The sequence below is a fragment of the Pseudomonas sp. BN415 genome (assembly GCF_029871195.1).
In the GTDB taxonomy this organism is placed as follows: domain Bacteria; phylum Pseudomonadota; class Gammaproteobacteria; order Pseudomonadales; family Pseudomonadaceae; genus Metapseudomonas; species Metapseudomonas resinovorans.
The window spans coordinates 112,319-131,479 of sequence record NZ_SSOK01000052.1 but is presented as its reverse complement, the minus strand read 5'-3'; the positions used below and the strand labels follow the sequence as shown (position 1 = coordinate 131,479).

Below are 19,161 nucleotides of genomic sequence, written 5' to 3'. Positions count from 1 at the left end.
TCGCTACGTAAAGTTCTATTGGTGGGCTGAAGCCCACCCTACTTGAGGAAACCGCCCTGCCAGGTTTCACCGGCGGTTTCCGGCAACAGACGCAAGCTCCAGTGCAAGGCCGCGTGGCCGTCGGTCGCGCCTTTGTATTCACAACAACAACGGAGAATTACGCATGTCTGGTAATCGTGGTGTCGTTTATCTCGGTTCGGGGAAGGTCGAAGTCCAGAAGATCGACTACCCCAAAATGCAGGACCCGCGTGGCAAGAAGATCGAACACGGGGTCATCCTGAGAGTTGTCTCCACCAACATCTGCGGCTCGGACCAGCACATGGTGCGCGGCCGCACCACCGCCCAGGTCGGCCTGGTGCTCGGCCATGAGATCACCGGCGAGGTGATCGAGAAGGGCAGCGACGTCGAGAACCTGAAGATCGGCGATCTGGTTTCCGTACCCTTCAACGTCGCGTGCGGCCGTTGCCGCTCCTGCAAGGAACAGCACACCGGCGTCTGCCTCACCGTCAACCCGGCCCGCGCCGGCGGCGCCTACGGCTATGTCGACATGGGCGACTGGACCGGCGGACAGGCCGAATACGTGCTGGTGCCGTACGCCGACTTCAACCTGCTGAAGCTGCCGGACCGCGACAAGGCCATGGAGAAAATCCGTGACCTGACCTGCCTCTCCGACATCCTGCCCACCGGCTACCACGGCGCCGTCACCGCTGGTGTCGGCCCGGGCAGCACCGTCTACGTCGCCGGTGCCGGCCCGGTCGGCCTGGCCGCCGCCGCTTCGGCGCGCCTGCTCGGCGCCGCCGTGGTGATCGTCGGTGACCTCAACCCGGCCCGTCTGGCCCACGCCAAGGCCCAGGGGTTCGAGATCGCCGACCTGTCGCTGGACACCCCGCTGCACGAGCAGGTCGCGGCGCTGCTGGGCGAGCCGGAAGTGGACTGCGCCATCGACTGCGTGGGCTTCGAAGCCCGTGGCCATGGTCACGAAGGCGCCAAGCACGAGGCCCCGGCCACCGTGCTCAACTCGCTGATGCAGATCACCCGCGTGGCCGGCAAGATCGGTATTCCCGGCCTCTACGTCACCGAAGACCCGGGCGCGGTGGATGCCGCGGCCAAGATCGGCAGCCTGAGCATCCGCTTCGGCCTCGGCTGGGCGAAATCCCACAGCTTCCACACGGGTCAGACCCCGGTGATGAAGTACAACCGTGCGCTGATGCAGGCCATCATGTGGGACCGCATCAACATCGCCGAAGTGGTCGGCGTGCAGGTCATCAGCCTGGACGACGCCCCGCGTGGCTACGGCGAGTTCGATGCCGGCGTGCCGAAGAAATTCGTCATCGACCCGCACAAGACCTTCAGCGCCGCGTGATCGACTGCAAGACCCCCGACGCCGTGATGTGACAGCCGCGGCGTCTGTCCCTCAAGGAGCCTTCGGGCTCCTTTTTTTGTTTGTGGCCAGAGGAGCCGGGGATGAGGGGAGACGGCGTGCTATCCATCTACCGCGAAAGATGGGTTTCGCTTCGCTCTACGCCATCCTACGGGATGTTCCGCCGGTCATTCTTCTTCCAGCTCCACGAACCGCCCAAGGTCCACCACGTCCAGCTTGATCCGCCCGACGAAGGCCGAGAATGCCAGCGCTGCCGCAAGAGGGCGCAGGTCGGTGGCCCAGGGTGGCACGAAGCGCAGTTGTTGCAGCCAGGAAAACGCCAGCCGGGTGGCCGGGGTCGCACTGGTGGGCGAGCCCTTCCAGCGCCTCTATATCAGCCCTGTGGTCCCGCGGGGCGAGTTCGACCTTGGGCATCGAGTTCGGCCAGGCGGGATTCGTTCATGGGCATTGGCCAGGAAATCGGTCATTTCAGGCTGGCTCATTGCTTGCGCGGCCAAGCGTGCTCGCGCTTCGGGAGGGCGGAGAACTTACCCGACAGAACGCCGGGAACACGGCCCGCTCCTGCGCAGTCATAGGGTTGAGCCTCCGCTCACCGGCCGGTACGCAGTGTTCCGGCACGGATTCTTCCTTGAGGTCGACCTATGCACACTTCCCGAAGCCTGACCCTGGCCGTCCTGCTCAGTCTGGCCGCCAGCCCGGTGTTCGCCGTTTCCCTGGGCGATGTCGTCGCTGCTGCCGCCGCAAGCGGCGCGGGTAGCCAGGAGCACAAGGCGCCGGGGATCGAGCCGGCGGAATCTGCGGCGTTGTTGGAGCAGTTGGGCGGCCAGTTGCAGATCACACCGGAGCAGGCCCTTGGCGGCGCCGCAGCGCTGTTCGGCCTGGCGCGCAACAACTTGCCGGCTGACCAGTTCGCCCAACTGGACCAGGCGGTGCCGGGCGTGGGCATGCTCACCGACCCCAACACCCAGGGCCTGCTCAGCAGTCTCGGTGGTCTGCTGGGTCAGCAGGCGGGCAGCATCGCGGGTGGCGGTCTCGGCAACCAGGCCGGCGTGCTCGCTGGCCAGCCTATGAACAACATGGCGGATGTGAGCCAGGCTTTCGGTTCCCTGGGGATGGATAGCGGTCTGATCGGCCAGTTCGCCCCGCTGATCCTCTCCTTCCTTGGCCAGCAGGGCCTGGCCGACACGCTGCTGCAGAGCCTCGGCAATCTGTGGAAGTGGACCACGCCTCCGGTGCCCTCCAGCCCGGTCAACCCGGCCGGGCAGGCGGTTCCGGTTAGCGGTCTGTCCACCTGATGCGAGAGGGGGCAGGCGCCCGCGCCTACCCCTGCAGCTCCGCGCGCAGTTGGCTGATGCGCGCGTCCTTCTCCTGCCAGAGGCGGCTGACCCAGGCCTGCACGTACTGGCGGAATTCCCCGTCGTTCTCGTAATCGCCCTGCCACAGTGCCGGGTCCAGTTCGCGGGTCTGGATGTCCACGATCACCCGTGGCACCTGGCCGGAAATCAGCGCCCAGAAGCCAGGTACGCCCTGGCCGGGATAGACGAGGGTAACGTCGAGGATGGCGTCCAGTTGCTCGCCCAGGGCCGCCAGGACGAAGGCCACGCCGCCGGCCTTGGGTTTCAGCAGATGCTGGTAGGGCGAGTTCTGGTTGGCGTGTTTGACGGGGGTGAAACGGGTGCCTTCGAGGTAGTTCACCACGGTCACCGGCATGCGCTTGAACTTCTCGCAGGCAGCCTTGGTGATTTCCAGGTCTTTGCCTTTCATCTCCGGGTGCTTGTCGAGGAAGGCCTTGCTGTAGCGCTTCATGAAGGGGTAGTCGAGGGCCCAGAAGGCCAGGCCGAGGAAGGGCACCCAGATCAGCTCTTTCTTCAGGAAGAACTTGAAGTAGGGCGCCTTGCGGTTGAACGCCTGGACCAACGCGGGGATGTCCACCCAGGACTGGTGGTTGCTGATGACCAGGTAGGAGGTGTCGTTGCGCAGCCCTTCGCCGCCACGGATCTCCCAGCGGGTGGGCGTGAGGAGGGCGAAGATGCGCTTGCAGTTCTCGGCCCAGGCTTCGGCGACCCACATGACCCCGCGGGAACAGGCGTCGTGCAGGGCCTGGCCGGGCAGGATCAGTTTGAGCAGGGCGATGGCCAGCATCGGGCCAATCAGGATCAGGGTGTTGAGCAAGAGCAGCAGGGTGGTGGCGATTCCGGTCAACAGTACCTGCATGAGTCCTCGGCTCCTTGTCCTCTGGTGTGCGCGCCATCATAACCAGTCGACGCCAATGCGACGAGCGGTCGGGCGCCTTGCTACCGGCAAGGGGGCGAGTATGCTTCGGGCACTCGCTGGCGCGTCGACGGCGAACCATTTTCCCTTTCGGCCAGTCCCAGAACCGTACCCCTCAACCAGGAGATGCTGCGTTGAAACCCCTGATTGCCCTGCTTGCGCTGGTGGCATTACCCGCTATCGCCGCCCAGGAACCCACACTCTACGGCCGTTACGAATATGTGCGCCTGCCGGAAATCGGCCAGACCCTGAAAGCCAAGATGGACACCGGCGCCCTCACGGCGTCCCTGTCGGCCAGGGATATCGAGCGCTTCAAGCGTGACGGCGAGGAATGGGTGCGTTTCCGCCTGGCCACCAAGGACGCCGATGACACGCTGTTCGAACATCGCCTGTCGCGGATCAGCAAGATCAAGAACCGCGCCGACGAACTGGGCGACGAAGACGAAGCGCCCACGGCGGAGATTTCCAAGCGCCCGGTAGTCGACATGGAGATGTGCCTGGGTGGCGTCAAGCGCACGGTAGAGGTGAACCTCACCGACCGTTCCAGCTTCAACTACCCGCTGCTGATCGGCGCCAAGGCCCTGCGCGAATTCAAGGCCGCGATCTACGCGGGGCGCAAGTTCACCGCCGGCAAGCCCCAGTGCTGATTGGCACGGATTGACGGGGCAAGTGGCATGGGGCAACGTCGGCGCATTTCCATGAGCCAGGACGCCCATGCCGCACATCCTCATCGTCGAAGATGAAGCCGCCATCGCCGACACCCTGATCTACGCCCTCGAAGCCGATGGCAACGCCACCACCTGGCTGAGCCTCGGCGGCCCGGCGCTGGAACTGTTGCGCCAGCAGGCGGTGGACCTGGTCATCCTCGACGTGGGGCTGCCGGATACCAGTGGCTTCGAGCTGTGCAAGACGCTGCGGCGCTTCTCCGAGGTGCCGGTGCTGTTCCTTACCGCGCGCAATGCCGAGATCGACCGCGTAGTGGGGCTGGAGATCGGCGCCGACGACTACGTGGTGAAGCCCTTCAGCCCTCGCGAAGTGGCCGCGCGGGTCCGCGCCATCCTCAAGCGCACAGCGCCGCGTGACCCAACCCCCGCACTGGTTGCCGACGGCCCCTTCCGGGTGGACGGCGAGCGCGTGCGCATCCACTACCACGGCCAACTCCTGGGGCTGACCCGCCACGAGTTCCGCTTGCTCCAGACCCTGCTGGAGCAGCCCGAGCGCGTGTTCAGCCGTGAACAGCTGCTGGACGCCCTCGGCGTATCCGCCGATGCCGGCTACGAACGCAATATCGATAGCCACATAAAAAGCCTGCGCGCCAAGCTGCGCCAAGTGGCGCCGGCTGCCGAACCCATCCAGACCCATCGCGGCCTGGGCTACAGCTACGCGCCGGACCACGCCTGATGCCGCTGGGCATTCGCATTTTCCTGGCCTACTTCCTTTTCGTCGGCCTGGCCAGTTGGTTCGTGCTCAGCACGGTGATGGACGAGATCCGTCCCGGCGTGCGCCAGTCCACCGAGGAGACCCTGGTGGACACGGCCAACCTGCTGGCGGAAGTCCTCCGAGACGAGGTGCGCGCCGGCACGCTGAACCGGGGCCGTCTGCCCGAGCTGCTGCGTGCCTACGGTCAGCGCCAGCCGGGGGCGGACATCTGGGGCGTGCGCAAGACGCAGGTGAACCACCGCATCTACGTCACCGATGACAAGGGCATCGTGCTGCTCGACTCTACCGGCGCGGCCGTGGGTCAGGACTACTCGCGCTGGAACGACGTCTACCGGACCCTGCGCGGCCAGTACGGCGCCCGCTCCTCCCGCGAGGACCCGAACGACCCGGATTCGTCAGTCATGTATGTCGCGGCGCCGATTCGCGATGGCGAACGGATCATCGGTGTCGTCTCCGTAGCCAAGCCCAACGCCTCGCTGCAGCCCTACATCGAGCGCTCGCAGACGCGCCTGGCCTGGCTCGGTGCCGGGTTGATCGGCCTCGGCCTGCTGGTGGGCGGGCTGCTCTCCTGGTGGCTCAGCCGATCACTGCGGCGCCTGCGCGACTATGCCCAGGCCGTGAGCGAGGGGCAGCGCGCAGAACTGCCAGCCATGAGCGGCGGCGAGCTGCGGCAATTGGCGGCGGCGGTGGAGCGCATGCGCACCCAACTGGAAGGCAAGGCGTACGTCGAGCGATACGTACACACGCTGACACACGAACTGAAGAGCCCCCTGGCTGCCATCCGTGGTGCCGCCGAGTTGCTGGAAGGCGAGATGCCGGTGGAGCAGCGGCAGCGTTTCGTGGCCAACATCGGCAACGAGGGCGCACGCTTGCAGCAACTGATCGAGCGCCTGCTCAACCTGGCCCAGGTGGAGCAGCGCCAGGGCCTGGAGGAGCGGGTTCCGGTGCCGTTGCGCGATCTCGTCGACGCGCTGTTGCAGGCCCAGGCGGCACGCATCGAGGCGGCCGCGCTCAAGGTTGAAAACCTCATTGCACCGGAATTGTGCGTGGTGGGCGAGCGCTTCCTGATCAGCCAGGCGCTGGCCAACCTGCTGGACAATGCCCTTGACTTCACGCCGCCCGGTGGCCTGCTGCGGCTGGACGCGGCGCCACAAGGTGCCTCGTTGGAACTCCGGTTTTTCAACCAGGGCGAGCCCATCCCCGAGTTCGCCTTGCCGCGGCTCACCGAGCGGTTCTATTCCCTGCCGCGCCCCGCAACGGGGCGCAAGAGCACTGGTCTCGGCCTCAATTTCGTGCAGGAAGTCGCCGGACTCCATGGCGGCGAACTCCTGGTGCGGAATATCGATAACGGCGTTTTGGCCTGCCTGCGACTTCCCTCTGTCGCGGATTGACACGCGGCCGCCGCCAAGCAGCGTCAGCCGCTTCCGCTATCGGCTATAAATTGACCAAGGGGCGCCCACACTTTCGGCGGGCGTTATCACCCTGTAACCAGGTTTTGGCTTGATTCTTGATGCGGCTCTTATGCACAGCGCCGACCTTCGACTACAAGAAACACAGGCCCTTCAGGAGCTGCCAGATGAAAACAGTCGCCGAAATTCTCAGAGCCAAATCCCACACCCAGCTGTTCAGCGTCGATCCCACCACCACTGTGCTGGAGGCCGCCCTGCTGATGGCCGACAAAGACATCGGCGCGTTGGTGGTGATGCAGGGCGGCGAATTGGTAGGTATCGTCACCGAGCGTGACTTCGTACGCCGCGTCGCGGCCATGGAGCGCTCTGCCTACGCCACCAGCATCGAAGAGGTGATGACTTCCAACCTTTTCGTGGTGACCCCGCGTGACAGCAACCAGTACTGCATGCAACTGATGACCGAGAAGAACCTGCGCCACCTGCCGGTACTGCAGGACGGGAAGCTGGTGGGCCTGCTCTCCATCCGCGACCTGGTGCGCGACATCACCGCGGAGCAGGAAAGCCTGATCCAGCATCTGGAGCAGTACATTCGCGGCGCTTAGTTCATTCGGCCTGGCGCGGACACCTTGTAGGGGCGAGTTCATTCGCCAAGCAGGGCGCAGTCCTTCCCTCGACCTTGCAGGGGCAACTGTGTTGCCCTTGGCGAATGAGTTCGCCCCCCAGGGAGATTCTTCCGCCCCCATTCCCCACACAATCTCCACATTTCCCCCATAAGCCGGCCTCAGGCGCTCTGCAGACTCTCCCCACCACAACACAAGGAGAGTCGCCATGACCCGTACCCTGGGCTTCAAGCTGGGCACCATCGCCCTGCTGATGCTGTTACTGATGATTCCGCTGATGCTGATCGATGGCCTGATCAGCGAGCGCCAGGTGGCGCGCGATGGTGTGTTGGCCAACATCGCCCAGAGTTCCAGCTACAGCCAGCGGATCACCGGGCCGATCCTGGTGGTGCCCTACAAGCGCACGGTGCGTGAGTGGAAGACCTATGAGCAGACCGGCCAACGCCACCTGGAAGAGCGTGAGGTGAGCAGCCGACTGTACTTTCTCCCTGAACGCTTCAACCTGACCGGCACCGTCGATACCGAGCTGCGCGCGCGTGGCATCTACAAGGCGCGGCTGTACAAGAGCGACAGCCAGATCAGTGGGCAGATCCTGGTGCCGGCCAACTACGGTATTGGCGAGGAGCTGGCGGACTACCGCTTCGAGCAGCCTTTCCTGGCGGTGGGCATCAGTGATATCCGCGGCATCGGCAACGCCCTGAAGCTGCGTCTGAACGGCCAGCCCATGGACTTCCAGCCGGGCAGTGGCGACCGCTTGCTCAATGGCGGCGTGCATGTGCCGCTGGCCGCCTTGCAGGCCGGGGTTGTGCAGAGCCTCGACTTCGCCTTCGACCTCAAGCTGCAAGGTACCTCCAGCCTGAGCGTGACACCGGTGGGCCGCGATTCGCGGGTGGAGCTGAGCTCGACCTGGCCGCACCCGAGCTTCATCGGCGAGTTCCTCCCCAGTGAGCGCAGCATCAGCGCCCAAGGCTTTTCCGCGACCTGGCAGACCAGCTTCTTCGCTACCAACCTGCAGGAGGCCTTGGCCGAGTGCGTCGGCGAGGAGCAGTGCAACGCCTTCTACTCGCGAGACTTCGGCGTGAGCTTCGTCGATCCGGTGGACCAGTACCTGAAGACCGACCGCGCGATCAAGTACGCCCTGCTGTTCTTGGCCCTGACCTTCGCCGGCTTCTTCCTGGTGGAAGTGCTCAAGCGCCTGGCGGTGCACCCGGTGCAGTACGGCCTGGTGGGCCTGGCCCTGGCGTTCTTCTACTTGCTACTGCTGTCGCTCTCCGAGCACCTGGAGTTCGCACTGGCCTACGCCATCTCGGCGTCCTCCTGCGTGGCACTGGTGGGGTTCTACGTCAGCCATGTGCTGCGCAGCTGGATGCGCGGTGGCGGCTTCACCCTGGGCCTGGCTGCCCTCTACGGGATGCTTTACGGCTTGCTCAGCGCCGAGGACTACGCGCTACTGATGGGCTCGCTGCTGGTGTTCGGCCTGCTCGCCTGCGTGATGGTGCTGACCCGCAAGCTGGACTGGTACGGCGTTGGCCGCGTCCAGCCGGCCAGCGGCAACTGAGGAGGACGGTCATGCGCGTACTGATGCAATTCGGCGGCTGCTTCCTGCTCGGCCTGGTGATTTCGGTGCTGGTCCTGGGCAGCCTGATGTTCGCCGGAGCCTTCGGCTTCATCGACCTTTGGCTGTTCACCGGAAAGCCCCTGGCGGGCCTCGCCCTGTGGCTGCTGCCTGATAGCTTCTGGCAAGGGCTGACCGGCGTACTGGACGCCGCCCACAACCCGGCAGTGCGTTCTTTCCTCGAACTCTGTGCAGCACTGGGGCAGGGCGCGCTGCTGATGGCGGCGGGCTTCTTCTGGTTCTGGTACCGGCGTGCGGGCGTTCTGCAATGAGACTGCTGGGGCTGCGTGAGGATCAAGAACGGGGTGCGAAACTGGCGGCGGAGCTGGACAGGCTGTTCAGCGCCTGTCTGCCGCCTCCGCGAAAGGTATCAGGGTGCCGGCGCGGTGGCCTGCAGCGAAGGACGCTGCTTGACGGCTGAGTACCAGGTCGCCAGCTTCGGGCAGTCTCGGCGCCAGTTGAGGTCGGGCATGCGAAAGTCCAGGTAGCCCAGTGCGCAGGCGGCACTGATGGCTGCCACGTCGAAGCGTTCGTCCAGCTCGTCGGCGGATTTCTCGAAGGTTTCCAGAGCGCGGTCGATCTTGCTGCATTGGCCCATGACCCAATCGTCCCAGCGTTTGTCTTCGGGGCGCAGGAAGGTTTCGTAGCGCACCAGGATGGCGGCATCCAGCACCGCGTCGGCCAGGGAGGCCAGGGTCAGGCGCCGCCAGCGCGCCGCACCGTCGCGGGGGATCAGCGGCTCGCCGCCATGCTGGTGGTCAAAGTAGTCGAGAATCACCCGGCTGTCGTGCAACACGCTGCCGTCAGCCAGTTGCAGGGCGGGGATCTTGCCTGCGGGGTTGTGTTCGTTCACCTCCTCGCTGGGGTTCACCGGGGTCAGGGTCACGCCGTGCAGGCTGACCGCGTCCAGCTGACCGGTTTCATGCAGCAGCACCATGACCTTGCGGACGTACGGGGAGGTGGGGGAGAAGAACAGGGTCAGGGCGGCGCTCATGCGGGGACCTCGGCGGCTGCAGCGGTGTAATGGCGCAGTTATACCGCATTGGATTGCAGCCGGGCAGACGTGTGAGTTGCCGTGAGTTTTTGGCAGCGCAGAGGCGCAATGCTCCTTGTGGGGGGCGAATTCATTGGCTCTGTCTGTATGACGTGTGGCAAGCCAGCTCCTACAAGGCTCTTGGTCCGGTGGTCAATCGCTCGCAACAACCAACGCGGACATAGCGAATGCATTCGCCATTGGGCCGCTTCGCTGCCCGGGAAATGTTGCCAGGCAGTCTTGCGGCCGAAATCGTGTCCTCAAAGCGAGCAGTCCCGCTCGCTCAATACCGGATCATCACCAGCCGGTCCTGGGCCGATTCGGCCCCCCAGACTTCGCCGGTGCGGCCGGCGAGTTGGGTCACCTGAGCCCCGGGCCGGTTGCTGGGGAAGCTGGCGAACAGACGACTGAAGGGGTTGAAACGCAGGATGGCATTGGCGCTGTAGTCACTCAGCCAGACCCGCTCCTGCTCATCGACATAGAGCGCATGGGCGTCGGCGTTGCCGCCTGGGATCCTCCAACTGCTCCAGGTCTCGCCCAGCGGATCAAAGCGGCTCAGGCGACCGCTGCCGGCCTCGCTCACCCACAGAGTGCCGCGCGAGTCGCTCCAGATCAGGCGAGGGCTGGCCCCAGCGTCCGGCACGTCCACCAGGGTGGCATGTCCGGTGCTGGGGTCGATGCGGCCGATATGGCGTGCGGTTTCGTTGGCGTACCAAACCTCGCCATTGGGCGTCACGGTGATGCCGTTGGGGCCGGGGCCGCCTGGTGCAGGCCAGACGTGCACACTGCTGCTGGCGGGTCTGAAGCACCCGAAGAAACCACGCTGGCCAGTGAACCAGAGGTCGCCGTTGCGATCCTGGGCAAGACCTTCGAGGCCAGTGCCGGCTGCCGTGCCCTTGAGGGGGAAGGTGCGGACCGCGAGATCCTCGGGATCGACCCGGACCAGCGCGTCCAGGCCGGGATCGGCGACCCAGGCTGCGCCTTCCGGGTCGACCACTAGGGCGCGTGGCGAGGCACCCGTGCCCAGGGGGATCAGTTGTGCCCGGCCGGTCAGAGGGTCGAGCAGGCCGACTGCGCCCAGGCGTTGGGCAGTGAACCAGACACGCCCATCGGTGGCGGGAGCCACGTCACGCGGGCCAGTGCCTGGTGGCACCGGGTAGTAGGTGATATCCGCTGCCGTGGCCGTCCCGCAGAGCAGGGCTGCGCACAGGGCGAGAGCGAATGGGCGGATCATGGGGAAGACCTCCGCATCCTGGGTGGTCTTCAATCGACGCCGAAAGGTCGGCGGGGTTCGAACAAAATGACCGGGCGGCGTGGCTCAGAGCGCGGGGGCGTGCTGCCGACGCTGCCAGCGGGACAGGGCGGAGGCCAGTGCGGCGGGGCTCTCCAGCCCCTGGCGGCGGGCGCGGCTGAACAGGATCAGGGCGATTTCGGCGGTGACCATGGCATCGGCGCTGGCGTTATGGCGTTGCTGCACATGCAGGCCGAAGTGTTCCACCCACTCATCCAGGCCGCCGTTGCGGATGCCAGCCTCCGGACACAGCATCGGGGCCAGTTCGGCGATGTCCAGGAAGCAGTGGCGCAGGCGGTGATCGAGGTCCTGCTTGAGGGCGCGGCTCAGCATGCGCTGGTCGAAGGTCGCGTGGAAGGCCAGCAGCGGGCTGTCGCCGAGAAACTCCATGAAGTTCAGCAGGGCTTCGGCCGGCTCCACGCCGGCGGCCAGCTCGCTCGGTGCGATGCCATGAATCAGCACGCTGGCGTTGAGCTTGCCGGTGTCGCGCTGCAGGGTGCATTCAAACTGGTTGCCGAGGTCGATGGCGCCCTCGTCAATGCTCACTGCGCCGATGGACAGCACCAGGTCTCGACTCATGTTCAGACCGCTGGTTTCCAGGTCCAGCACTACGAAGCGTTGCTGGCGCAGGGGGCGCTCGTCCAGTGGTTGGGGGGCGGGGAGGCTATCGCGACGGGCAGCGATGACCGGGTCCAGGGGCGTGCGGCGGGAGAACCAGGGGAAACCGTTCATAGTTGATAACGTAGCGCCAGGCTGGATTGCAGGCGCTGGGCCTGACGAAAGGACTCGCGCAGGATGCGCCTGTCCAGGTGGTTGAGTGTGTCCGGATCGAGCCGGTTGGAGTAGGGCAGCCCCTGCCGCGCCTGATGCTGGTGCTGTTGCATGCGGGTCTGTTGGATGAAATGGTAGGCCTCTTCATAGGCGGCGCCATCCTGGGCGTCCACCACTTCGCGCTCCACCAGTTGGCGCAGGCGCTCCAGGGTGCCGCAGGCGCTGATGCCATGGGCCAGTGCGAGCAGCCGGGCGCCGTCGACGAAAGGCGTCAGGCCTTGCACCTTGAGGTCGAGGGTGTCTTTCTCGGCGCCTTTACGGGCCACCACGAAATCCCGGAATCGCCCCACCGGCGGGCGCTGGCGCAGGGCTGTGTCGGCCAGCATGCGCTGGAACAGGCTGTTGTCGGCGACCAGTACCAGTAACTCCCGCTGCAGCGCCTCGCAGCCCTCAGTGGGGCCCCAGACGGCGCGCAGGTCGAAATAGATGGAAGAGCCCAAGAGGTTCTCCGGCGTCGCCTCGCGGACAAAGCTGGCGAAGCGCCGGCTCCACTCACTGCGCGACAGGCAGAGTTGCGGGTTGCCGGCCATGATGCCGCCCTTGCACAGCTCGAATCCGCACTGGGCCAGGTATTGGTTGATGCGTTCGGCCAGCGGTAGCAGGCGCCCTCGAATGGCGGCGGCGTCCACTGCGTCGACCGCTTCGAAGAGGATGCCGTTGTCCTGGTCGGTGTGCAGGGTTTGTTCGGAGCGCCCTTCGCTACCAAAGCAGAGCCAGGTGAAGGGAATGCCCGGGTCGCCCATTTCCTCGATCGTCAGCTCGATCACCCGGCACACGGTGTGGTCGTTGAGCAAGGTGATGATGCGAGTGATCTGGGTGGAGCTGGCGCCGTGGGCGAGCATGTTGTCCACCAGGCGCTGAATCTCGCCGCGCAGGGCGGCCAGGGTCTCGACGCGGCCTGCGTGGCGAATGGTGCGCGCGAGGTGCACCAGGTCGACCCGCTGCAAGGAAAAGAGGTCGCGCTCGGATACCACCCCCAGCAAGCGCTCGCCGCCGACCACGCAGACGTGGGCGATGTGTCGTTCGGTCATCGCCAGGGCGGCGTCGAAGGCGCTGGCTTCGGGCGGCAGGTGAAAGGGAGCCTGGGTCATGACTTCCGCGATGGGCTGGGAGAGGTCGGCGCTGGCATCGGCGATCACCCGGCGCAGGTCGCGCAGGGTGAAGATGCCCTGCGGTCGTTGCCGAGTGTCGACGATCACGATGCTGCCTACCTGCTGTTCGTGCATCAGCCGGACGGCGTCGCGCAGTGGCAGCTCCGGCAGGCAGGCGATGGGCTGGCGCACCGACAGTTCGCCCAAGCGGGTGTCCAGGGAATACTGGGCGCCGAGGGTCTCTACGGCGCGCAACTGGACCTGCTGGTTGACCTGGTCGAGCAGGCTGCTGACCCCGCGCAGGGCGAAGTCGCGGAAGGGATTGGAGAGGGCGAACAGCTTGACGAAGGCTGCCTTGCCGAGCAGCAGGCAAAAGGTGTCTTCGCCAGCGAGGTGTTCGGTGCGGGTAGCACGCTCGCCGAGCAGGGCGGCCAGCGGGAAGCATTCGCCGCTGGCGATCTCAAACGTGGTTTCAGTGCCGCGCCGGGCCGAGTGCGGGCGTTCACCCACCACGCGGCCCTGCTTGACGATGTAGAAGTGCTCTACCGGCCCGTCCTGGGGCTTGATGATGGAGTCGCCAGCAGCATAGAAGCGCAGCAGGCAGTGCTCGACGAGGAAGGCGAGGTGGGCGCTTTCCATCTGGTTGAACGGCGGATACTTCTGCAGGAACTCCATGGTGCCGTGGATGTTCTGCATCACCGCCTGTTTGCCGGCGTGGGCGAAGGCGTCTGCCTTGTTCATGCTGATGCCTGCTGTTCTTGTTAGAGGAACCATGCTGCGCGCGGCAACGGGGGACACAAATTGGACGTAAGTCTAAAGGCGGGCAAGCGGGTCGTCGGAAAAACGGGTAGGCCGCTACCGTTCGGCGGATGCTGCATTTTGCACGGGAACTTGCGTGCATTTTGCGTATCGGACCTGCGTGCCCCGTGCTAAAGCTACTAGTGAGGGGAGTTGGGCCTGCCAGGGAGGCCCCTTTCGAGGACGACCCCATGAGTTACGGTGACCTGCTGAGCGAAGCCGAGCTGCAAGCGCTTGAAGAAATAATGCGCGTACCCAGCGCCCCGCCCAGTGTTCTGCTGGTGGACGACGACGAGACCGGGCGCGACGCCCTGGCCGACGAACTCGTCGCGAAGGGCATCCCGTGCATAACCGCCGACAGCGGCGAGCAGGCGCTGGCGCTGCTGGTCACCCGTCCTTCGATCGGCCTGATGATCACCGAACTGCACATGCAGTGCGGCAGCGGTCTCGAACTGGTGCGTCAGGTGCGCGAGTCGGCCCGGGCGACTCTGCCGGTCATCATCATTTCCGGCGACGCCGACGTGCAGGATGCCATCGAGGCGATGCATATGAAGGTCGTGGATTTCCTGCTCAAGCCGGTGGACATGAGTCGTCTTTCCAATCTGGTGCGCAACGAGATCGGCACCCCGCCCGCACCCAAGGCCCCGCCACCCGAGGTGCGTCCCAGGCCGGCGAAAGCGAAAACCAAAGCGAAGGTCATTGCGCTGAAAAGCGCCTGAAGAAACCGCCAGGGACAGGCGGTTTTTTTATGTCTGGCGAATTCAGCCGACTTCCCCAAAAAGAAAAACCGCCCCGAAGGGCGGTTTTTCATGGGCAGGTCTTAGAGACCGTTCTTCGCCTTGAACTCGCGGCGACGACGGTGCAGGACCGGCTCGGTGTAGCCGTTAGGCTGCTTGGTGCCCTCTACCACCAGTTCCAGCGCGGCCTGGAAGGCCACGTTGTCGGCGAAGTTCGGCGCCATCGGGCGGTACAGCGGATCGTTGGCGTTCTGGCGGTCGACCACCGAGGCCATGCGCTCCAGGCTCTCGACGATCTGCGCCTGACTGACCACGCCGTGGCGCAGCCAGTTGGCCAGCAGCTGGCTGGAGATACGCAGGGTGGCGCGGTCTTCCATCAGGCCGACATCGTTGATGTCCGGCACTTTGGAGCAGCCGACGCCCTGGTCGATCCAGCGCACCACATAGCCGAGGATGCCCTGGGCGTTGTTGTCCAGTTCGTTCTGGATCTCTTCGGCACTCCAGTTGGTGTTCGGCGCCAGCGGGATGGTCAGGATGTCGTCCACCGAAGCCGGGGTGCGCTTGGCCAGTTCGGCCTGGCGGGCGAACACGTCGACCTTGTGGTAGTGCAGCGCGTGCAGGGTGGCGGCAGTCGGCGACGGAACCCAGGCGGTGTTGGCGCCAGCCAGCGGGTGGCCGATCTTCTGCTCGAGCATGGCGGCCATCAGGTCCGGCATGGCCCACATGCCCTTGCCGATTTGCGCCTTGCCTTGAAGGCCGGTGGCCAGGCCGACGTCGACGTTGTTGTTCTCGTAGGAACCGATCCACTTCTCGGTCTTCATGGCGCCCTTGCGCACCATGGCGCCGGCTTCCATGGAGGTGTGGATTTCGTCACCAGTACGGTCGAGGAAGCCCGTGTTGATGAACACCACGCGCTCGGCGGCGGCCTTGATGCAGGCCTTGAGGTTGATGGTGGTGCGGCGCTCTTCGTCCATGATGCCGACTTTCATGGTGTTGCGCGGCATGCCCAGCACGTCTTCCACGCGGCCGAAGATTTCGGTAGCGAAGGCCACTTCTTCCGGACCGTGCATCTTCGGCTTGACGATGTACATCGAGCCGGTGCGGGTGTTCTTGCGGCTGGTGTTGCCCTTCAGGTTGTGCAGGGCGATCAGACCGGTGAACAGGCCGTCCTGGATACCTTCGGGCACTTCGTTGCCAGCGGCGTCGAGGATGGCCGGGTTGGTCATCAGATGGCCGACGTTGCGCACGAACAGCAGGGAGCGGCCGTGCAGGGTCAGCTCGGAGCCATCGGCCTTGGTATAGGTGCGGTCCGGGTTCATGGTGCGGGTGAAGGTCTGGCCGCCTTTGCTGACGGTTTCAGCCAGGTCGCCCTTCATCAGGCCCAGCCAGTTGCGGTAGACCACGACCTTGTCGTCGGCATCGACGGCGGCGACGGAGTCTTCGCAGTCCATGATGGTGGTCAGCGCGGACTCCATCAGCACGTCCTTCACGCCGGCGGCATCGGTCTGGCCGATGGCGCTGCTCGGGTCGATCTGGATTTCGAAGTGCAGGCCGTTGTTCTTCAGCAGAACGGCGGTGGGCTTGGCTGCCTCGCCCTGGAAGGCGATGAACTGAGCGGCATTCTTCAGGCCGACGTCGTTGCCGTTCTTCAGGGTCACGGCCAGTTGGCCGTTCTTGATGGTGTAGGCGGTGGCGTCGACGTGGGAAGCACCTTCCAGCGGCGCGGCTTCATCGAGGAAGGCGCGGGCGAAGGCGATCACCTTGTCACCGCGAACCTTGTTGTAGCCCTTGCCCTTTTCGGCGCCGCCTTCTTCGCTGATGGCATCGGTGCCATACAGCGCGTCGTACAGCGAGCCCCAGCGGGCGTTGGCCGCGTTCAGGGCGAAGCGTGCGTTCATCACCGGCACGACCAGCTGCGGGCCGGCCATGGTGGCGATTTCTTCGTCGACATTCTGGGTAGTGGCCTGGAAATCGGCCGGTTCCGGCAGCAGGTAGCCGATCTCCTGGAGGAACGCCTTGTAGGCCACGGCATCGTGAGCCTGACCGGTACGTGCCTGGTGCCAGGCGTCGATCTTGGCCTGCAGTTCATCGCGTTTGGCGAGGAGGGCTTTGTTCTTCGGAGCCAGGTCATTGATGACGGCTTCCACACCGGCCCAGAAGGTGTCGGCGGCAATGCCGGTTCCGGGGATGGCTTCGTTGTTCACGAAGTCGAACAGGACTCTGGCGACCTGAAGGCCACCGACTTGAACGCGCTCAGTCATTGCTTGCCTCACTCTGCTCAATATCCGTTCGGACTGGGGGTCTCCCTTCTTGTAGTCCGAAGCGCGGCATACTACATGAAGCCGTTGTGAAAATCAGTGGGGTCGCGTCGCTATGCGACTAAAAGCTGCGTTACGGTCACAACGGCGGGCAGAATGTTCTCAAAAAACTGGCACATTGTTCCAGCTAAATCTGAAAAATGTACACGATTAATTATTCGATGGAACTGCGACAGGCCGTCGCACGAGATGGTGCGCGGGGTTTCCGGGGTTTTCCTATACTCCTGCGAATTCGCCCTGGAGTCCTTACATGCCCGTATATGCCGCCACGTTCAGCGATCTTGATGATCTGTCTCGGCTCTTCTCCGGCTATCTGGAGTTCTATCAGGTGCCCAGACCCCTGGCGGAGGTCCGCGCTTTCCTCGAACAGCGCCTGGATCGCGCTGACTCGACGCTGCTCATCGCCCGCGGTGTCGATGGCGCGCCCCTGGGGTTCACCCAGCTCTATCCCTTTCTCTCGTCGCTGGCGCTGGCACCGGCCTGGTTGTTGAGCGATCTTTATGTAGTGCCCACTGCCCGGCGTCAGGGCGTGGGGGAGGACTTGATGAACGCCGCCCGTGCCCATGCCGTAGCGGCCGGCGCCTGCGGCATCCAGCTGGAAACCGCGAAGACCAACCTCGCTGGCCAGGCGCTTTACGAGCGGTTGGGCTACGTGCGCGATGAGGTCTTCTATACCTACTGGCTGAGCCTGGCCTGAAGCCCGGCGCCGGTTGCCAACATAAGGAGTCGAGCGTGGATCATCTGGTACTTACCGTCATTGCAGCGGACCAGCCCGGGCTGGTGGAGCGCGTCGCACAGTGCATTGCCGCCCATGGTGGCAACTGGTTGGAGAGCCGCATGTCGCGCATGGCCGGGCAGTTCGCCGGGATCTTGCGGGTAGCGGTGCCGGCCGAGGGTTACGACGAACTGGTAGAAGGGCTGCAAGGCCTCAGTGCCCACGGCATCCGCGTGATGCTGGCGCAGAGCGGCATCGAGCCGTCCTGCACCTGGAAGCCGATCCTGCTGGATCTGGTGGGCAATGACCGGCCGGGCATCGTCCGCGACATCACCCGGCTGCTGGCCGAACTGGGGGTCAACCTGGAAAGCCTGATCACCGAGGTGGTGCCGGCACCCATGAGCAGTGAACCGCTGTTCCACGCCGAGGCCGTGCTGGCGGTGCCGCTGACTCTGTCCCTGGATGTGTTGCAGGCCAAGCTGGAGACCTTGGCCGATGACCTGATGGTTGAGTTGAATCTGCACCAGGAGAAATGAGTGGCGATCGGGTGGAAATCCGCGGCGCGGATTTCCACCCTGGCGATCAGCTGTTGCGCCGCAGGGTCAGCCAGGCGTCGACGCTGTAGATGGCCAGGCCGGCCCAGATGAAGCAGAAAGCCAGCAGCTTGCTGGGGTCGAAGTGTTCGCCGAAGAGAAATATCGCCTGCAGCATCACCAGGGTCGGCGCCAGGTACTGGAGAAAACCCAGGGTGGTGTAGGGCAGGTGGCGCGCGGCGGCGTTGAAGCACACCAGGGGCACCAGGGTGATGGGGCCCGCCGCGATCAACCAGAGCGCCTCAGGCGTTGACCAGAAGCTCGCTTGGGAGGAAGTCGCGCTCGGGGTCAGCAGCAACCAGCCAACGGCCAGGGGCAGCAGCAGCCAGGTTTCCACGACCAGCCCGGGCAGGGCCGCTACCGGGGCCTGCTTGCGGATCAGTCCATAGAAGCCGAACGTCAGCGCCAGGGTCAGGGACACCCAAGGCAGCGCGCCGACTTGCCAAATCTGTTGCGCGACGCCGATGGCCGCCAGCAGTACGGCGATCCACTGCAGACGACGCAAGCGCTCGCCGAGAATCAGCATTCCCAGCAGTACATTGATCAGCGGGTTGATGTAATAGCCCAGGCTGGCTTCCAACATCCGTCCGTTGTTCACCGCCCATACGTAGACCAGCCAGTTGCCGGCGATCAGCATGCCGCTGGCGGCCAGTACGCCAAAGCGCTTGGGGTTCTCGCGCAGCTCGCGCAACCAGCCCGGGTGCTTCCAGACCAGCAGCAAGGCGGCGCCAAAGAGGGCCGACCACAGCGCGCGGTGAACGATGATCTCCAGCGCCGGAACGCTCTGGATGGCTTTGAAGTAGAGCGGAAAGAGGCCCCAGATGACGTAGGCGGTGAGCCCCAGGATGTACCCGCGACGCGGGTCGGCGGTTGCCATGGAATGTCCTTGCTTAGGCAGCTAACGAGTGGTGCGACATTCTAGTGGGCGGCGTCGTGGCTTGTCTGTGTGCTCAGGTTTTTCCGCAAGGCTGTGCAAGCGAAACGCGTAAGGCGTTCTTTACGGCAGCTGACAAGCGCT

The 19,161-nt window shown here is 64.8% G+C and carries 18 protein-coding genes and 1 pseudogene; 11 read left to right on the top strand and 8 right to left on the bottom strand.

Annotated elements, in window-relative coordinates; all coding sequences use genetic code 11:
* Positions 1 to 163 precede the first annotated feature (163 nt).
* A complete protein-coding gene (fdhA, locus tag E8F20_RS13055) occupies positions 164 to 1,363 on the top strand; it encodes a formaldehyde dehydrogenase, glutathione-independent (protein WP_280284085.1) in 1,200 nt (399 codons plus the stop codon).
* Between the two features lie 185 nt (positions 1,364 to 1,548).
* Here the strand turns inward: fdhA and E8F20_RS13050 are convergent, their stop codons facing one another.
* Positions 1,549 to 1,671, bottom strand: coding sequence for a hypothetical protein (locus E8F20_RS13050; protein WP_280284084.1), 123 nt, complete (start codon positions 1,669 to 1,671; stop codon positions 1,549 to 1,551).
* Positions 1,672 to 2,022: 351 nt separating this feature from the next.
* Between E8F20_RS13050 and E8F20_RS13045 the strand changes: the two genes are divergently transcribed.
* Positions 2,023 to 2,676 carry a DUF2780 domain-containing protein gene (locus tag E8F20_RS13045; protein ID WP_280284083.1) on the top strand — a complete coding sequence of 218 codons (654 nt, stop codon included), beginning with the start codon at positions 2,023 to 2,025 and terminating at the stop codon, positions 2,674 to 2,676.
* Between the two features lie 25 nt (positions 2,677 to 2,701).
* Here E8F20_RS13045 and E8F20_RS13040 read toward each other — a convergent pair whose 3' ends face one another.
* Positions 2,702 to 3,595 carry an acyltransferase gene (locus tag E8F20_RS13040; RefSeq protein WP_280284082.1) on the bottom strand — a complete coding sequence of 298 codons (894 nt, stop codon included), beginning with the start codon at positions 3,593 to 3,595 and terminating at the stop codon, positions 2,702 to 2,704.
* Positions 3,596 to 3,786: 191 nt separating this feature from the next.
* Here E8F20_RS13040 and E8F20_RS13035 point away from each other — a divergent pair, with 191 nt between their 5' ends.
* From E8F20_RS13035 to E8F20_RS13010, 6 genes are all read left to right on the top strand, one after another.
* The gene (locus E8F20_RS13035; protein ID WP_280284081.1) at positions 3,787 to 4,299 is read left to right on the top strand and encodes an ATP-dependent zinc protease; all 513 of its coding nucleotides are present in this window, start codon (positions 3,787 to 3,789) and stop codon (positions 4,297 to 4,299) included.
* A gap of 67 nt (positions 4,300 to 4,366) precedes the next feature.
* Complete coding sequence (creB, locus tag E8F20_RS13030; RefSeq protein ID WP_280284080.1) at positions 4,367 to 5,053, top strand: two-component system response regulator CreB; 687 nt, start codon at positions 4,367 to 4,369, stop codon at positions 5,051 to 5,053.
* The gene (gene creC, locus E8F20_RS13025; protein ID WP_280284079.1) at positions 5,053 to 6,483 is read left to right on the top strand and encodes a two-component system sensor histidine kinase CreC; all 1,431 of its coding nucleotides are present in this window, start codon (positions 5,053 to 5,055) and stop codon (positions 6,481 to 6,483) included. The genes creB and creC overlap by 1 nt, the downstream gene beginning before the upstream one ends.
* 185 nt (positions 6,484 to 6,668) lie before the next feature.
* Positions 6,669 to 7,103 carry a CBS domain-containing protein gene (locus E8F20_RS13020; protein ID WP_280284078.1) on the top strand — a complete coding sequence of 145 codons (435 nt, stop codon included), beginning with the start codon at positions 6,669 to 6,671 and terminating at the stop codon, positions 7,101 to 7,103.
* Between the two features lie 226 nt (positions 7,104 to 7,329).
* Positions 7,330 to 8,679 (top strand): cell envelope integrity protein CreD, encoded by a 1,350-nt coding sequence (gene creD, locus E8F20_RS13015; protein WP_280284077.1) that lies wholly within the window; start codon positions 7,330 to 7,332, stop codon positions 8,677 to 8,679.
* Positions 8,680 to 8,690: 11 nt separating this feature from the next.
* On the top strand, positions 8,691 to 9,008 hold the full coding sequence (locus tag E8F20_RS13010; protein ID WP_280284076.1) for a hypothetical protein: 318 nt from the start codon (positions 8,691 to 8,693) through the stop codon (positions 9,006 to 9,008).
* Between the two features lie 98 nt (positions 9,009 to 9,106).
* Here the strand turns inward: E8F20_RS13010 and E8F20_RS13005 are convergent, their stop codons facing one another.
* The 4 genes from E8F20_RS13005 to E8F20_RS12990 form a co-directional block, all read right to left on the bottom strand.
* Positions 9,107 to 9,730, bottom strand: coding sequence for a glutathione S-transferase family protein (locus E8F20_RS13005; protein WP_280284075.1), 624 nt, complete (start codon positions 9,728 to 9,730; stop codon positions 9,107 to 9,109).
* Positions 9,731 to 10,052: 322 nt separating this feature from the next.
* Positions 10,053 to 11,003 carry a lyase gene (locus E8F20_RS13000; RefSeq protein WP_280284074.1) on the bottom strand — a complete coding sequence of 317 codons (951 nt, stop codon included), beginning with the start codon at positions 11,001 to 11,003 and terminating at the stop codon, positions 10,053 to 10,055.
* An 84-nt stretch (positions 11,004 to 11,087) separates the two neighbouring features.
* Entirely contained in the window at positions 11,088 to 11,792 is a 705-nt protein-coding gene (locus tag E8F20_RS12995) for a 3'-5' exonuclease (protein ID WP_280284073.1), read from the bottom strand.
* Entirely contained in the window at positions 11,789 to 13,723 is a 1,935-nt protein-coding gene (locus E8F20_RS12990) for a putative nucleotidyltransferase substrate binding domain-containing protein (RefSeq protein ID WP_280284072.1), read from the bottom strand. Before E8F20_RS12990 ends, E8F20_RS12995 begins: the two co-directional genes overlap by 4 nt.
* A gap of 248 nt (positions 13,724 to 13,971) precedes the next feature.
* Between E8F20_RS12990 and E8F20_RS12985 the strand changes: the two are divergent.
* Positions 13,972 to 14,403 (top strand): annotated as a pseudogene (locus E8F20_RS12985) (response regulator); the annotation flags it as partial.
* 197 nt (positions 14,404 to 14,600) lie between these two features.
* Here the strand turns inward: E8F20_RS12985 and E8F20_RS12980 are convergent.
* Entirely contained in the window at positions 14,601 to 16,778 is a 2,178-nt protein-coding gene (locus tag E8F20_RS12980) for a malate synthase G (RefSeq protein ID WP_280284071.1), read from the bottom strand.
* 307 nt (positions 16,779 to 17,085) lie between these two features.
* On the opposite strand from E8F20_RS12980, the gene E8F20_RS12975 reads away from it, so the two are divergent.
* Complete coding sequence (locus tag E8F20_RS12975; protein ID WP_280284070.1) at positions 17,086 to 17,532, top strand: GNAT family N-acetyltransferase; 447 nt, start codon at positions 17,086 to 17,088, stop codon at positions 17,530 to 17,532.
* A 35-nt stretch (positions 17,533 to 17,567) separates the two neighbouring features.
* Positions 17,568 to 18,086 carry a glycine cleavage system protein R gene (locus E8F20_RS12970; protein WP_028631153.1) on the top strand — a complete coding sequence of 173 codons (519 nt, stop codon included), beginning with the start codon at positions 17,568 to 17,570 and terminating at the stop codon, positions 18,084 to 18,086.
* Between the two features lie 46 nt (positions 18,087 to 18,132).
* Here the strand turns inward: E8F20_RS12970 and rarD are convergent, their stop codons facing one another.
* Positions 18,133 to 19,020: an EamA family transporter RarD gene (gene rarD / locus E8F20_RS12965; RefSeq protein ID WP_274800959.1), complete on the bottom strand. Its 888-nt coding sequence runs from the start codon at positions 19,018 to 19,020 to the stop codon at positions 18,133 to 18,135.
* Positions 19,021 to 19,161 lie beyond the last annotated feature (141 nt).